The sequence below is a fragment of the Paraburkholderia sp. EG304 genome (genome assembly GCF_046543485.1).
GTDB lineage: Bacteria > Pseudomonadota > Gammaproteobacteria > Burkholderiales > Burkholderiaceae > Paraburkholderia > Paraburkholderia youngii.
The window spans coordinates 13,104-27,442 of record NZ_JBKGUA010000065.1; the positions used below are offsets into that span (position 1 = coordinate 13,104).

17 protein-coding genes are annotated in these 14,339 nt (G+C 63.2%); 8 read left to right on the forward strand and 9 right to left on the reverse strand.

The window, feature by feature from the left end:
• Positions 1 to 73 precede the first annotated feature (73 nt).
• Positions 74 to 760 carry an orotate phosphoribosyltransferase gene (locus ACLFKU_RS37700; protein ID WP_013090785.1) on the forward strand — a complete coding sequence of 229 codons (687 nt, stop codon included), beginning with the start codon at positions 74 to 76 and terminating at the stop codon, positions 758 to 760.
• Positions 761 to 917: 157 nt separating this feature from the next.
• Here the strand turns inward: ACLFKU_RS37700 and ACLFKU_RS37705 are convergent, their stop codons facing one another.
• On the reverse strand, positions 918 to 1,607 hold the full coding sequence (locus ACLFKU_RS37705; RefSeq protein ID WP_410852566.1) for a response regulator: 690 nt from the start codon (positions 1,605 to 1,607) through the stop codon (positions 918 to 920).
• A 269-nt stretch (positions 1,608 to 1,876) separates the two neighbouring features.
• Here ACLFKU_RS37705 and ACLFKU_RS37710 point away from each other — a divergent pair, with 269 nt between their 5' ends.
• The 3 genes from ACLFKU_RS37710 (at position 1,877) to argC (ending at position 4,300) form a co-directional block, all read left to right on the forward strand.
• Entirely contained in the window at positions 1,877 to 2,473 is a 597-nt protein-coding gene (locus ACLFKU_RS37710) for a YbhB/YbcL family Raf kinase inhibitor-like protein (protein WP_368586384.1), read from the forward strand.
• Positions 2,474 to 2,562: 89 nt separating this feature from the next.
• A complete protein-coding gene (locus ACLFKU_RS37715; RefSeq protein ID WP_410852567.1) occupies positions 2,563 to 3,135 on the forward strand; it encodes a flavodoxin family protein in 573 nt (190 codons plus the stop codon).
• Between the two features lie 217 nt (positions 3,136 to 3,352).
• Positions 3,353 to 4,300, forward strand: a complete 948-nt coding sequence (argC, locus tag ACLFKU_RS37720; RefSeq protein WP_410852568.1) for an N-acetyl-gamma-glutamyl-phosphate reductase — start codon at positions 3,353 to 3,355, stop codon at positions 4,298 to 4,300.
• A gap of 373 nt (positions 4,301 to 4,673) precedes the next feature.
• Here the strand turns inward: argC and ACLFKU_RS37725 are convergent, their stop codons facing one another.
• Both ACLFKU_RS37725 and ACLFKU_RS37730 read right to left on the reverse strand, forming a co-directional pair.
• A complete protein-coding gene (locus tag ACLFKU_RS37725) occupies positions 4,674 to 5,309 on the reverse strand; it encodes a LysE family translocator (protein WP_410852569.1) in 636 nt (211 codons plus the stop codon).
• 108 nt (positions 5,310 to 5,417) lie between these two features.
• Entirely contained in the window at positions 5,418 to 6,287 is an 870-nt protein-coding gene (locus ACLFKU_RS37730; protein WP_368586380.1) for an NAD(P)-dependent oxidoreductase, read from the reverse strand.
• Between the two features lie 93 nt (positions 6,288 to 6,380).
• On the opposite strand from ACLFKU_RS37730, the gene ACLFKU_RS37735 reads away from it, so the two are divergent.
• Entirely contained in the window at positions 6,381 to 7,139 is a 759-nt protein-coding gene (locus ACLFKU_RS37735; protein ID WP_410852570.1) for a Mut7-C RNAse domain-containing protein, read from the forward strand.
• A 53-nt stretch (positions 7,140 to 7,192) separates the two neighbouring features.
• Positions 7,193 to 7,471: a hypothetical protein gene (locus tag ACLFKU_RS37740; protein ID WP_410852571.1), complete on the forward strand. Its 279-nt coding sequence runs from the start codon at positions 7,193 to 7,195 to the stop codon at positions 7,469 to 7,471.
• A 151-nt stretch (positions 7,472 to 7,622) separates the two neighbouring features.
• Here the strand turns inward: ACLFKU_RS37740 and ACLFKU_RS37745 are convergent, their stop codons facing one another.
• Together ACLFKU_RS37745 and ACLFKU_RS37750 are read right to left on the reverse strand one after the other, a co-directional pair.
• Positions 7,623 to 7,832, reverse strand: coding sequence for a hypothetical protein (locus ACLFKU_RS37745; protein WP_018432578.1), 210 nt, complete (start codon positions 7,830 to 7,832; stop codon positions 7,623 to 7,625).
• 269 nt (positions 7,833 to 8,101) lie between these two features.
• Complete coding sequence (locus ACLFKU_RS37750) at positions 8,102 to 8,854, reverse strand: IclR family transcriptional regulator C-terminal domain-containing protein (protein ID WP_368586377.1); 753 nt, start codon at positions 8,852 to 8,854, stop codon at positions 8,102 to 8,104.
• 236 nt (positions 8,855 to 9,090) lie between these two features.
• On the opposite strand from ACLFKU_RS37750, the gene ACLFKU_RS37755 reads away from it, so the two are divergent.
• Positions 9,091 to 10,020 (forward strand): DMT family transporter, encoded by a 930-nt coding sequence (locus ACLFKU_RS37755; protein ID WP_410852572.1) that lies wholly within the window; start codon positions 9,091 to 9,093, stop codon positions 10,018 to 10,020.
• Between the two features lie 78 nt (positions 10,021 to 10,098).
• Here the strand turns inward: ACLFKU_RS37755 and ACLFKU_RS37760 are convergent, their stop codons facing one another.
• From ACLFKU_RS37760 to ACLFKU_RS37770, 3 genes are all read right to left on the reverse strand, one after another.
• On the reverse strand, positions 10,099 to 10,350 hold the full coding sequence (locus ACLFKU_RS37760; RefSeq protein ID WP_368586375.1) for a hypothetical protein: 252 nt from the start codon (positions 10,348 to 10,350) through the stop codon (positions 10,099 to 10,101).
• 781 nt (positions 10,351 to 11,131) lie between these two features.
• Positions 11,132 to 12,001, reverse strand: coding sequence for a DUF2242 domain-containing protein (locus tag ACLFKU_RS37765; RefSeq protein ID WP_410852576.1), 870 nt, complete (start codon positions 11,999 to 12,001; stop codon positions 11,132 to 11,134).
• Between the two features lie 197 nt (positions 12,002 to 12,198).
• Positions 12,199 to 12,876 (reverse strand): lytic transglycosylase domain-containing protein, encoded by a 678-nt coding sequence (locus ACLFKU_RS37770; protein ID WP_410852573.1) that lies wholly within the window; start codon positions 12,874 to 12,876, stop codon positions 12,199 to 12,201.
• A gap of 559 nt (positions 12,877 to 13,435) precedes the next feature.
• On the opposite strand from ACLFKU_RS37770, the gene ACLFKU_RS37775 reads away from it, so the two are divergent.
• Positions 13,436 to 13,696 (forward strand): DUF6723 family protein, encoded by a 261-nt coding sequence (locus tag ACLFKU_RS37775; RefSeq protein WP_368586396.1) that lies wholly within the window; start codon positions 13,436 to 13,438, stop codon positions 13,694 to 13,696.
• A 49-nt stretch (positions 13,697 to 13,745) separates the two neighbouring features.
• On the opposite strand, the gene ACLFKU_RS37780 is transcribed toward ACLFKU_RS37775, so the two are convergent.
• The gene (locus ACLFKU_RS37780) at positions 13,746 to 14,090 is read right to left on the reverse strand and encodes a rhomboid family intramembrane serine protease (RefSeq protein WP_410852574.1); all 345 of its coding nucleotides are present in this window, start codon (positions 14,088 to 14,090) and stop codon (positions 13,746 to 13,748) included.
• Positions 14,091 to 14,339: the final 249 nt, after the last annotated feature.

Below are 14,339 nucleotides of genomic sequence, written 5' to 3' on the forward strand. Positions count from 1 at the left end.
GCGGCATACCCCGCTTGCTGCGCCACCGGGCCCGGCGCCCGCTTCTCCCCCGCTCACTCCGAAGGATCCGCCCATGACAGGCTTCGATCGCCAGACGATCTCCGACACCACCGCCAAAATGCTGCTCGAAGTGCAAGCAGTGCATTTCAACGCGGAGAAACCGTATATTTTCACGTCCGGCTGGGCGAGCCCGGTGTATATCGACTGCCGCAAGCTGATCTCGTATCCGCGCGTGCGCCGCGGCCTGATGGAAATGGCCGAAGCGACGATCCTGCGCGACGTCGGCTATGAGCAGATCGACGCGGTCGCCGGCGGCGAAACCGCGGGTATCCCGTTCGCGGCATGGCTGTCCGACCGCCTGATGGTGCCGATGCAGTACGTGCGCAAGAAGCCGAAGGGTTTCGGCCGCAACGCGCAGATCGAAGGTCTGCTGACCGAAGGCCAGCGCGTGCTGCTCGTCGAAGACTTGACGACCGACAGCCGCAGCAAGATCAACTTCATCAACGCGCTGCGCACCGCCGGCGCGACGGTGAACCACTGCTTCGTGCTGTTCCACTACAACATCTTCAAGGAAAGCGTGTCGGTGCTGAAAGACATCGACGTCGATCTGCACGCGCTCGCCACGTGGTGGGACGTGCTGCGCGTCGCGAAGCAAAACAACTACTTCGACACGAAGACGATCGACGAAGTGGAGAAATTCCTGCACGCGCCGGCCGAATGGTCCGCGGCGCATGGCGGTGCGACGTCTGCGCCGCAATAAAGCCATCGTGGTAAAGCAGTGACAATAAAAACGTAGCCGCTTTATGCGAATTGAATAAAAAGCCGCCTGTTGCAAAACAGGCGGCTTTTTTTATCGCCGATTGTTTATTGCCGCTTGCCGTTCGCGGATTACGCGGCGGACAAAACGAGGCGCGATATCAGGACTCGTTCGTGATGCTCCTGATCGAGTTCGACGACAGATTCAGCAAACCATTGCTCTGTGCATACTGAAACAGTTGGGAGTCGCGATCGATTCCGAGCTTGCGCATGGCCGCATTTTTCTGCGTGCTGATGGTCTTGATGCTGCGATTCAAACGCTCCGAAATTTCCTTGATCGTCATACCCGATACGAACAGCCGCACGACTTCGAGTTCGCGCCGCGACAGCTTCGAGTCGTCGCGCTTGCCGGCCGAATTGACCCGCAACCCTTCGAGCACCGCCTTCACCGACGGACTCATATAAGTCATGCGACGGCCGACGTGCTGTACCGCAAGCGCAATATGGCTCAGATCGTCCGACTTGTTCACGACCGACGTCACGTCCAGCTCCTTGAGCCGTTTCAGCAAGGCGGCGTTCTCGAGCATGGTGAGCACGACGATCGGCAGGTTCCGGAAATTGCGGCGCAAATAGTCGATCAGTTGCAAGCCATCGCCGTACTGGCCGCCCGGCATGGCCAGGTCGGTGACGAGCACGTCGCATTCGGTGGATTGCAACAATTTGATGAGTTCAGTCGACTGTCTTGCGCGCCCAACGACTTGCATACCGGGAAATTTGTGAAGCGCATTTTCGGCACCAAACAGAATAACCGGATGATCGTCTGCCACCACGACCCTGAGTGAAACTTGCATCGTCCTCCTCTGGACGGATAAACCGGTCTCCACAACTCCTAACACTTCTTTCGACGCTCGCTATTTAAACGAGACAAATACAGCCAGGGTCGCACGATAATCCTCTTACTATAGCTGATTTCCTATCTGCTAATTCCGCGGGACGCGAACAGATTGCGTCGCAGAGCTAATCAGCGCTGGTGTTAGACTTTATTCGACCTTGGGGCACAATTCAGGACAACGACCATCGCGAGGACCCGCGCCTCGCGCCCTGACAGGAGAACCGGCATATGCGCGTGCGTTGCCTGGTTGTTTCGTTGGCTTCATCGTGGCGGCATCGATCGCTCGCCGTCGGCGCGATGCTTGCACTATTGGCGGCGCATGGTGCCGGTGCCCGGGCCGACGAGCCGTTCACGCTGACGAGCGCGAGCGTGCGCGCGGGCGGCGCCGTGCAGAATGCGCAGGTGTTCGACCAGAACGACTGCAAGGGCGGCAACCGTTCACCGCAGCTCTCATGGCGCGCCGCACCAGCCGGCACGCGCGGCTTCGCGATCACGATGTTCGACGAGGACGCGCCGGGACGCGGCTGGTGGCACTGGGCGGTCGCGGGCATCCCTGCCACGGTCGACAGCCTGCCCGAGAATGCCAGTTCGTCCGGTTTCCTGCGCAAGCTCGGCGCGGTCGAAGCGCGCAACGACTTCGATACCGACGGCTATGGCGGCCCGTGCCCGCCGCCCGGCAAACCGCATCGCTATATCATCACCGTGTACGCGCTGAACTCTGCCGATCTGCGTCTCGCGCAAGGGCGTCCCGCGTTGATGTTCGATCACGAGATCGGCACGGCCGCGATCGGCAGCGCGAAGCTGGTGGTCAATTACGCGCGCTAGTGGCGGTCAGCGCGGCCGTCATGGCGCGCCACCTCGCCGCCTCGCGTTTCGTCTCCGATCACCTGCGGGTCGCCTTGCTGGAGCAGTCCATGTCGAAGATCGTCATCGTTTATCACAGCGGCTACGGCCATACGAAGAAGGTTGCCGAAGCCGTCCTCGCGGGCGCACTCGAAGCCGGTGCGCATGCGAAGTTGATGCCGGTCGGCGACCTCGACGACGCCTCGTGGGACGAGCTCGCCGCCGCCGACGCGCTGATCTTCGGCGCGCCGACCTACATGGGCGGCCCGTCTGCCGACTTCAAGAAGTTCGCCGATGCGAGCTCGAAACCGTGGTTCGCGCAGGCGTGGAAAGACAAGATCGCGGCCGGCTTCACGAACTCGGCGACGATGAACGGCGACAAGTTCTCGACGATCCAGTACTTCGTCACGCTGGCGATGCAGCACAGCATGATCTGGGCGGGCACCGGCATGATGCCGTCGAACACGAAGGCCGCGACGCGCAACGATCTGAACTTCGTCGGCGGCTTTACCGGCCTGCTCACGCAATCTGCGGCCGATGCGTCGCCCGACGAAGCGCCGCCGCCGGGCGATCTCGAAACCGCACGCCTGTTCGGCGCGCGCATCGCCGGCGTCACTGCGCGCTGGAACGCGGCGCGCGGCTGATGGCTGCATGCGCTGAAGGGCGCCCAAACGGCGTCGCGCCGCATCGGTGGTGCATCTTCGGTCATCAGTCAGCATTTGCCGCACAGCGGGTCACGCCGATGTCACGTTGCGCGCGCATCGTCGTTTTTTCGCGCTGCACCGCACTGGCCCGGCGATGACGTCTTAAAATAACGTTCCGGCGCGGCGTCGCGCCCCGTTTCCAGCGAGTGAGATTGAGATGAGCACGAAAGTTTTTGTCGACGGACAGGAAGGCACCACCGGCCTGAAGATTTTTGAATACCTGTCGCAGCGCGCCGACGTCGAAATCCTGCGTATCGAAGAAGCGAAGCGCAAGGATCTGGACGAGCGCCGTCGTCTCATCAACGCATCGGACGTCACGTTCCTGTGTCTGCCCGACGTCGCCTCGCGCGAATCCGCTTCGCTCGTCGAGAACGACCGCACGGTGCTGATCGACGCGAGCACCGCGTTCCGCACGTCGCCCGACTGGGCGTACGGCCTGCCTGAGCTGGCCCGTTCGCAGCGCGAGCGGCTGCGCACCGCCAAACGCATCGCCGTGCCGGGCTGCCACGCCTCGGCATTTGTGCTCGCAATGCGTCCGCTCGTCGCAGGCGGCGTAGTCGCGCCCGAGTTCGCCGCGCACGCGTACTCGATCACCGGCTATAGCGGCGGCGGCAAGAAGATGATTGCCGACTACGAAGCCGGCGGCAACGACAGGCTAAAGAGCCCGCGCCCGTACGCGCTCGGCCTCACGCACAAGCATCTGCCGGAAATGGCCGCGCATACGGGCCTGAAGTCGGCGCCGATCTTCACGCCGATTGTCGGCGACTTCTACAAGGGCCTCGCGGTCACCACGTACTTCTCGCCGGGCCAGCTCGCGAAGAAGACGACGCCGCAGGACCTGCAGGCTCTGTTCGCCGAGTACTACGCAGGCGAAGCATTCGTGCACGTCGCACCGTTCGACGCCGATGCGAACCTCGACAACGGCTTCTTCGATGTGCAGGCGAACAACGACACCAATCGTGTCGACCTGTTCGTGTTCGGCAATGAGGAGCGCTTCGTGACCGTCGCGCGTCTGGACAATCTCGGCAAGGGAGCGTCGGGTGCGGCGATCCAGTGCATGAATCTCGCGATCGGCGCGGCCGAAGACAGCGGTTTGACACGCTAAGCGAGTCGGCTCGCGGGCCTCACCGCGAGCTACGAAAACGAAAAAAGCCGGTCTTTACAGACCGGCTTTTTTCGTTTCAATACCGCGAACCCGATCACTTCCTACGTGGCCGTGTCGTATAAGTTCTGAGCTTGGTTTTCCCCGTTCGCGGCCGCGCTTTGCGCACATGCGGCGAATTCCGGGCAAAAAAAAGCCCGCCTAGGTTGGCGGGCTGAATCCATATCAGAGGAGACATGGAGGAGACAAGACGTACTATAGCAAACCGCTTGGTGCGTTGCAACATGCAAATTAGGGTTGACCCTCGATGTTGCAAACATACAACAGCCACATTAATACGCTTGCGTTTCTCCTTGTCTGCCAGGAGGCGCGGTGCTTAGTGCCGCACCAGCGCCATCATCGCGCCGAAACCGACGAACACACCGCCCGTCAGCCGGTTGAACATCCTTTCGACGCTGCGGCTTTTCAGCTTCGCGCCGATGCGCGTGCCGAAACCCGCGTACACCAGATACCAGCTGACCTCGATCAACGCGAACGTCGCGAGCAGCACGCCGAACTGCGGCAACTTCGGCTCGGTGGCATCGATGAATTGCGGCAGCAGCGCAGCCGCGAACAGAATCGCCTTCGGATTGCTGCTCGCGACCAGAAAGCCGTTGCGAAACAGCGCGAAGCGCGAGCGCGCTGGCCTGAGCGCCAGGTCGTCGACGGTTTGCGCGGCGGCTTCGTCGGCTGGCGCACGCCATGCCTTGATGCCCAGATACACAAGGTAGGCCGCGCCGATCATGCGCAGTGCGTTGAACATGGTCGGCCATGCCGCCAGAAACACGCCGAGTCCCGCCGCCGATACCGCCAGCATCAGCACCAGCGCCGACAGACAGCCGGCCATTGTCGCGCTCGCGCGGCGCAGACCGTGCTGGGCGCCGTGCGTCATCACGAGCAGCATGTTGGGACCGGGAATCGCGGAAACGACGAAAACGGTGGCGACGAACAGCCACCAAGTATGCAGAGTCATCGAAATCGGATGTGAGGGGATCGGGCGGCCATTATGCCTTGCCGCCCAACGTGACTCCATGCGCTCACATTAAGGCGATCGCTCGCGTGCGGCGATCGAAGCCTTTCGTCAACGGCCGGCGCGCCGCGCGGCCACCTGGCCCAGTACCGCGAAATCCTTCTCGCCGTCGCCGTGCGCGATCGCTTCGATCAGGCTGTCGCGTACCACGCTCGCGACCGGCATCGGCGTCGTCACCGCATCGGCGGCGGCGAGCGCGAGGCGCACGTCCTTGAGTCCCAGACGCGCCTTGAACAGCGCCGGTTCGAAGCGTTGCTCGGCGATCAGCTTGCCGTAGCCCGAATACACCGGTCCCGGGAACAGGCCGCTCGTGATCACGTCGAGGAAGTCGTGCATCCCGACGCCGTGGCCCGTCACGAGCGCGGCCGCTTCGCCGAGCGACTCGATCGCCGCACCGAGCATGAAGTTCGCGGCCAGTTTCATCACATTCGCCTGCTGCGGCAGCGAGCCGATGCGCCAGGTCTTCTGGCCGAGCACGTCGAAAATCGGCTGGATCCGGTCGATCGATTCGGCCGGCCCGCCCGCGACGATCGTCAGCTTGCCCGCGGCCGCGACGTCGGGCCGACCGAGCACCGGCGCGGCCACATAGTGCACGCCGCGCGACGCGTGCGCGGTCGCCAGTTCCTCGGCGAGCGCGACGGAAATCGTCGCCATGTTCGCGTGGATCAGCCCGCGCGGTGCATGTTCGAGCAGCGACGCGGTGATGACTTCGCGCAGCGCGGCATCGTCGGCGAGCATCGAGAACACGGCGTCACCCGCAAACGCTTCAGCCGGCGTGGCGACCACTTGCGCGCCCAGCGCGGCCAGCGGCTGAGCCTTTTCCGGCGAGCGGTTCCACACGCGCACCTGGTGCCCGGCTTTCAGAATGTTTGCAACCATCGCGGCGCCCATCTCGCCGAGACCGATAAAACCGATGTCCATCTATCGCTCCGTCTGCTAAAGAACCCGAAGTAAAGCACACTCATGCGACACGCGCAGGACAACACGCAGCCCGGGCGGTGCGATACTGCAGGCATGGTCACCGCGACATTCCGCTTCTACGAGGAGCTGAACGACTTCATCGCACGGCCGCTGCGCCGGCGCGCGTTCACCTGCGTGTGCGCGCGCGACGCGACGACCAAGCACATGATCGAAGTGCTCGGTGTGCCGCATACCGAGGTCGAACTGATCCTCGTGAACGGCGAGTCGGTCGGTTTCGATTATCCGCTCGCCGACGGCGACCGCGTCGCGGTCCATCCAAAGTTCGAGGCGCTCGACATCCAGCCGCTGCTGCGTGTGCGCGAGCGTCCGTTGCGCGTGATGCGCTTCATCGCCGACGCGCATCTCGGCGGCCTCGCGCCACTGTTGCGGCTGGCGGGCTTCGATACGCTGTACGACAACCACTTTCCCGACGCCGATATCGAGGCGCTCGCCGCCGCGCAACAGCGCATCGTGCTGACGCGCGACCGCGAGCTGCTCAAGCGCCGCAACATCACCCACGGCTGCTATGTGCGCGCGCTGCGGCCGCGCGAGCAGTTGCGCGAAGTGTTCGAGCGGCTCGATCTCGCGCGCAGCGCGCAACCGTTCCGGCTATGCCTGGTATGCAACGCGCCACTGCGGCGCATCGGGCGCGAGGAAGCCGGCCCGCGTGTGCCGCACGGCGTGCTGCAGCGGCACAGCCGCTTCGTGACCTGCGATGTATGCGGACGCGTGTTCTGGGAAGGCACGCATTGGCAGAGGATGCGCGCATTGATGGACAGCGTCTCCGCCAGCGCGCCGGAGCGGGTCGGCTGAGCCCGCGCGCTTGCGTACAATGCGGGTTGATCTATTTGGCAGAGGCCTTTCCGATGGCGATGAAAAAAACCGACCTTGAAAAGAACAAGGCGCTGAAACTGGGCAACGCGATGAAGCAGGCGGCCGCGAACCGCGGCGGCAAGAATGTCGCGACCGAGCCGAAAGCCGACCGGCGCGAGCAGCGCAAGCTCGATCAGGCGCAAGGCCTCGTCCCGTTTGCGTGCAAGCTCAATAGCGGGCTGGTGGAAGAGTTGAAAACGCGCGCCGCCACGCATCCGGACGGCCTGAACGGGCTGCTCGATGAAGTGATCCGCCGCGGGCTCGCAGGCTGATCTTCCCACGCGCGATATTCGCGGCAAAAGCAAAAAGGCCAGAGCGCGAGCTCTGGCCTTTTTGCTTGCAACGCATCTGCCTTCGCCGGCCGCACCGACCGGCAAGCGGCGCGGTGCAGCGGCATGGCACGCCCGACGAACGGGCGTCGGCTTAGTTCTGCGTGCCCTTGTCGTTCGTGCCGGCGGCCGAAGCTGCAGCGGAAACGTGTGCCTTCTTGCCGTGGGTCTTCAGTTGCTTGATGTGATGCTTCTTCGGTGCGCTTGCTGCTTCCGTAGCGGCGGCATCCGATGCCTGTGCGAAAGCCTGAACGGAAACGAGTGCGATCGAAGCGGCTGCGAGCGAGACGATAACTTTTTTCATGTGTTGATCCCCAAACCAGACGACTTAGTCAATGTGAATGAATACAACAGCTGCACGGTAGAGCGGGCCGGACTTCGAGGCGCCTTGCGCTCCCCGCGGGAGAGTATTACCCAAGCGTAGGCGGTTTGTCATGCGTAAAACTCGATATGTATTTTCCGGGAGACAGCCTGCTTTCAGCGTGCTTTCATCGACCTGCAAGTTGCGCCAGGGACACTACCAACTCCCCGTGAAGCCGCCCGCCGCGCGCCTCACCGACCGCTTCGCCGCGCTCAAACCAGGTTCCGCAGCAGGCTCGCGGTCTCCTGCAGCGCCGGCAAAACACGGTGCAGCGCGGCGTTCGCGGACTCCTCGCCGATCGGCATGCTGACGCTGATCGCCGCGACCACCGTACCGTGCCGGTCGCGCAACGGCACCGCGACGCCGCGCACGCCGAGCTCGAGTTGCTGGTCGGTGACCACGTAGCCGTTGCGGCGGATTTCGCCGAGCACTTCCCTGAGCCGGTCGACCGTCGAATAGGTGTACGGCGTAAAAACCTTGATCGGATACGACGCGAGCCACGGGTCGATGCTGTCGGGCGGCTGAAACGCGAGCAGCACGAGCCCCGCCGACGATAATGGCGCCGGCGCGCGCGAGCCGGTCACGAAGCCGACCGCCATCGCCCGATTCACGCCGTTGCGCGCGACGTAGACGACATCGTGTTCGTCGAGGATCGCGACCAGCGCGGTTTCCTGCACGGTTGCGGTGATCCGCTGCAGGAACGGCTGCACCGTGCGCGGCAGCCGCGCCGAATCGAGGTAGGACTGGCCGAGCCGCAGCACGCGCGGCGCGAGCCAGAACAGCTTGCCGTCGGTGTCGACGTAGCCGAGCTCGCGCAGCGTCAGCAGATAGCGGCGTGCGGCCGTCCGCGAAAGGCCGGCGCGCGCGGCAACCATCGTCGGCGTCATGCGCGCGTGCTCTTCGTCGAATGCTTCGATGATCGCGAGCGCCTTCGCGGCGCCCGCGATCCAGTCCCTGTCGTCCATTTCGTTTGCTCGTGGAAAGAGCCGGGATCACGGTCCGGTTTGCAAGTCGCCCGATCAGGGCGGTCCGCACGGCGGCGACCGCGCGGCCGTTGCGCGATTATCGCGCGGCGCGCGGGCTCTGCCTGCCCTGCGCGCGAGGCCCGCGTATCATGTGAGCGATTCCTTACGGGCTGCGCACCGCGTGAAGCGCCCTTGCGGCTTTCCAGCCGGATCCACACGACAAATCAGAACCAACCTTGAATCCCGACAGCCGACAACACCTGCGCGCGAACGTGCTGATGCTGATCGCCGCGATGATCTGGGGCTCCGCGTTCGTCGCACAGCGACTGAGCCTCGATACGATCGGCCCATTCCTGTTCACCGGCCTGCGCTTTCTGCTCGGGGCGCTCGTCGTGCTGACGATGATCGTCTGCGTGCGCCGCCCGGCGCTCGCCGAACTGACGAAGCGCGCGCCCGGCGGTGCACGCGAACTGCTTGGCGCGGGCGGACTGCTCGGTGTCGTGCTGGCCGTGTCAATCTCGCTGCAGCAGATCGGCCTGCAGTACACGAAGATCGCGAACGCGGGCTTCATCAGTTCGCTGTATGTGGTGATCGTGCCGCTGCTCGGCGTGCTGTTTCGCCACCGGACCGGCCTCGGTACATGGCTTGGCGCGTTGCTCGCGGCCGTTGGCATGTACTTTCTGAGCGTCGACGAGCACTTCTCGATGCTGTATGGCGACTGGTATCAGCTCGCCGGGGCGCTGGTGATTTCCGCGCAGATGATGCTGGTCGGCCGCTTCGCGGCGCGCCACGACACGCTGATGCTCGCACTCGTGCAGTTCGTGACCTGTGGGCTCGTATGTCTGTCGATCGGCCTCGTCGTCGAGCCCGTTAGCGCCGCGGTAATTGTGCGAGCCGCGCCGACCATCGTTTACGGCGGTGCGTTATCGGTCGGCGTCGCGTATACGATCCAGGTGGTTGCGCAGCGCTATGCGGCGCCTTCGCATGCGGCGGTGATTTTCAGCATGGAAGGCGTATTCGCGGCGTTCGCGGGCTGGCTCGTGCTCGGCGAAACGCTGACGGCTCGCGCATTGTTCGGCTGTGCGTTGATGCTCGCGGGATTGATCGTGTGTCAGATACTGCCGGGCTGGAAACGCGCCCGGCAGCGTGCTCCGCAGGGGTTGTGATTGACAGCGGTTAAAACCATTCGACGCCGACGCTCGGTGCGCGATCCGCACCGGCAGGCGTCCTTCCCATTCGCCTAACTATGCTGCGCGTGGATGAGCGAATTGGCTCGGCGTATCGGCGGTCGGCGGAAACACGCACCAGCAGCCATCGTCGTGCCGAAAGAAGAACAAACCTCGCGCGCCCTCTTCCGATGAAGTTTCCACCCGCACATAACGTCGCCCGCCGGTGCGCGTGCGGCTGAACTCGGTCACGTGAACCGGCTCGGCCGGCGATGGCGAAAGCCACTTGTCGACCAGAAACCGCAACGACTGTTCGCTCGCGGTTCTCATGATCTGCTCCGGAACAGCTTGTCGCGCTGCGCATCGCGCGTGGACTCGGGACTGTCGTCGTCGCGAGTGGTGTCGCCGTTCTCGGCAGCCTCGGCGGCTGCCAGCGCCATCACCCGATTGGTCGAGGCCGCCCGCAACGATCTGCAATGGGCCGCATGTCGAAGGTGCGACAGAAGGCGGACTAGCTGTCGTGCTGATCTGCGTTTCATACATCCCCCGCACTGCACCAGAAACCTCACAAAACACTTTAACTCTATGCCGGATTGTTCGCTGGGCAAATGGTTTTGACGAAATAGCAACAGTTGCGCTTGCAATAAGAAGGCGCGCAATCTTCGTACCGCGTCATCAATGTGCGCGTTCGATGGGCGAAATTCTGTGCGTTGGCGAGCGCTTCGCATCACGCGAAGCGAAGGTGCCCAGCAACGGAAGGCGTGCTTTGGAGGCGATGGTTATCCACAGCGACCTCTGAATAACTTCGGGATAGCGCGACGAACAGCCTGTGCGCGAAATCTTGATAAAGGTGGGGTCGGTTAACGGGTGTTCGAACTTATCCCAGTTATGTAGTTTTTCTACCGAGGCGTTCCGCAGGGTTATCGGCTTCGCATGATGTTGAAGCGGCGCGACATTTGCCACTTATCCACAGAACCGGTTAACCCTTGTTAACTACTACTACGTATGTATACGTATCAAGTAAACACCATAAGGTGAATCTGACCGCGCGCATGAATAAAAGGCTGATCGGGACTTGATCAGCCTTGATGCGAAAGTCGCTGCGCTGCCTTCACGGCACCAGAGGCGCCGTGCCGCTCGCGGGTTCGATCGCCGCGGCCTGGCCGATCGGGCCGGATGGATGGACCGGAGAAGAGGGCGACGGCGTTGTTAACGGAACCGGTGCGGGCGCGGTTAACTGCACGGGGGCGGGCGCTGGTTGGACCGCTTGAGCGGTAGTTGGCGACAACACCTGAACCGGCACGGCCGGCGTCGCCTGAACGGCAGCGGGAGCCGCCGCCGGTACCGGCTCGGGGACCGGGTCAGGAATCGTCAGCTGGAGCGGCGTGGTTACCTGCATCGGCAGCATGCGCGTTTCGATCGAGCTGCTCGTCACCGGCTGCGTACGCACGACGGTTTGCAAGTAATGATCGACGAGGCTGAAAAAACGGTCGTAGAACTTGCCCGACGGGATCGTTTCGCTCGAGATCTTCACCATCGCGTCGCTATTCGAGCGAATCGGCAGCGACAGCGAACCGAGCACGCTGAGCCCGACGCTCGCCGACGTATCGCTCTTCTTCAACGCGAAGCCGTTCTGCACCGCGTTCACATAAACGATGCTGGTATTGGCCGCCTCTTCGCCCGGTGTGCAGACGACGTGAAATTCGACAACCACGTGCGAATCGCCGGTCGGCTGAAAATTCTTCGTGCCATCCACGGTATCGGGGCGCGACATCGTCGTCAGATAGCCTTGGCTCAGCAGTGCGCGGCGCGCGGCTTCGCAGCTATCGCCGGTGCTCGAATTGAAATTGCGCGCGTACGGGCTTGCGCCGGTTTCGAACAGTTCCTGCGTAAATTTGGGTTGCGGCGTGCTGCTGCATGCCGTGAGCGCGAGCAGCCCGAACAGGGCCGCGGCGGTGGTGCGGGAGAAGGGGATCTGCATGATCAGGTGCAAGAAGCGCCTCGTGAGCGCGAATGGGAATGCATTGTAGAGCGGGTAGCGCCACGTGCGTAAAAAGCGTGCAAGCCGGAGCCCGAACCACATTACGTCATGTAACACAGCATATCAATTGGATGCACGAAGCCCGGCCTTCGCAGCGCATACGGGCTAGAACGGGAGTAGAAACCGCGCGGGCGCGCCTAGTTGGATGTCGTGCGCGTCGAGCCCGCTGTCGCGGCCGAAGTCGACCCAGAGGCCGCGGTGGCCCCGCTCGCGGCAGGCGCCACAGGTGCAGTGAGCGCCGCAGGTACGCTGAACGCGTCGGCCCACGGGTTCGCACCGGCGCAACGATCCGCCTCGCACGACGCGGCCCGCCCAGCGGCTCCTGATGCGCCGTCCGCGGGCGTCGCAACCGCCGCGAAATCCTCGACGCGCAGATTCACCTTCTGCGCATAGGCCTTCGAACCGCCATAGCTCTTCAGCGCGGTATTCAGATCGCCGTTCGCCGAGCGCATGTAGCCGTACAGGATCGCCGAACCGGCTTCGATATTCGCCCCCGGTTCGGTCAGGTCCTTCACGTTGCGCAACAGCCCGCGGTGAGCCTGCGGCACGACCTGCATCAGCCCCGTCGCGCCATTGGCGCCGCGGGCCTTTTCCTTGAAGCGGGATTCGATCGAGATGATGGCGAGCAGCAGCGCCGGAGGGAGGGAATATTTGTTGGCGGCGGATTGCACCGCGTCGGAGATCTTTTGAGCTTTTTCTTTGCCCACACCGAATTTCTGCGTCAGGTACGCCGATATTCGGTCGGTGTTTTCGTCGGCCGCCGCGGTTTGCGCGAGGCCGAGCGAAAGCACGATCAGGCAAAGTAATCGGCTCATGGTGGACGTCGGAGGAGCAAAGATCCGCGCATTATAGCCCCGCTGTACCGTGCGGCACCATTTTTGTCTTTTAAATCAAGGGTGACCATAACTCTTCGCATTTTTCGATCCGCCTCTCTGGCCGCTTTGGCCTTCAGGTCGAAACCGTCCGTCAGCGTCTGGAGGAAAGGCGGCGACGTCGTCGCTATCACGCTCGGAACAGACCGGACGCTCGCCTGCTTTGCGCGTGGGCGGTTCGTCAGTCGTGTCGACGTTCACGCGCAGTGCGACCGGCGGATCGTTCGACTTGTCGACTTTGCCGTGCGCATCCTTCGGATATCACGTGTCCGGGTTCGTATCGCGTTGCACGTAGAAACACAGCGACACCGACGCCCAGCAGCTTTTTGCCTCGCAACTCTTGTGCAGTTAGTTGCACTTTTCCGTCCCGGTAGTAATCGAACCTGCTGATCGCGCGGCGAGGGGGCTCGCTCGCTTCATCATTCGCGCGGATTTGAGACAATGCACGTCGGCCGTGCGCATCGTTGCGCACCGCTTCGATGAACAACCGATGTTTTCAGCTATGAGCAAGACCGCGTTTATTCCCAGCGTCCCGGGCACATCGGAGGACGACTTCGAGATTTCGGCGAGCGCGAAGATGGCTGGCTACCGGCGCTTCTTCGGCGTGTTGAAGGTCGTGCGCACGACCGACGGCCGCGTGCTGTTTCCGTTCGACGGCGCGCCCGAACTGGGTCCGCATCCGAGCCGCGTCGAAGCGCTCGCGGCAGCGCAGGTGTATGGCGAGCACATCGTCGCGAGCGATCTGGCGCGGCCGGAGTTGTAGGCCGATACGCCCTCGAACCGGGCCCATTCCAACGAACCGGAGATCTCCGTCAGCGCGCTCGCACCCGGCGCGCAGCCCCGGCCCCCGAACGCGCCGCGAGCACACCACCGATCACGCCGCCGATATGGCTCTGCCACGACACATCGGGATAGATCGGCAGCACACCGAACAGCAGACTCAGGCCGTAGCTGCCGACCACGACCAGAGCCACGAGGATCGACACCAGATTGCGCGTGTAGTACCCGCGTGCGACCAGGTAACCCGCATAGCCGAACACCAGCCCACTCGCGCCGATATGCACCGAATACGGCGCGCCGAACAGCCACGCGCAAAGACCGGCGCCGAGCATCGCGCCGATGGTTGCGCGCCAGAAGCCACCGATGTGCGGCCACATACAGGCGAAGCACCGAGGAAGTAAAAATCAACGCATCTACGAAGCCCGGTTACGGCCACACGAACGTTGGTCAAACGTCACTTCCCCCGTGGGAGCTGACTCAGATGTCACGCCGATTGCCGACTGCGGATTTCGGCGAACGTGACCGCCGATTTCGGGAACGTGACCGATTCGGCGGGGTTGGGCGTTGCGCGGTGTCGATTGTAGATTTCCTTGTCAGTTCTGGTCGAGTTCCGGCTCCAGGACGTT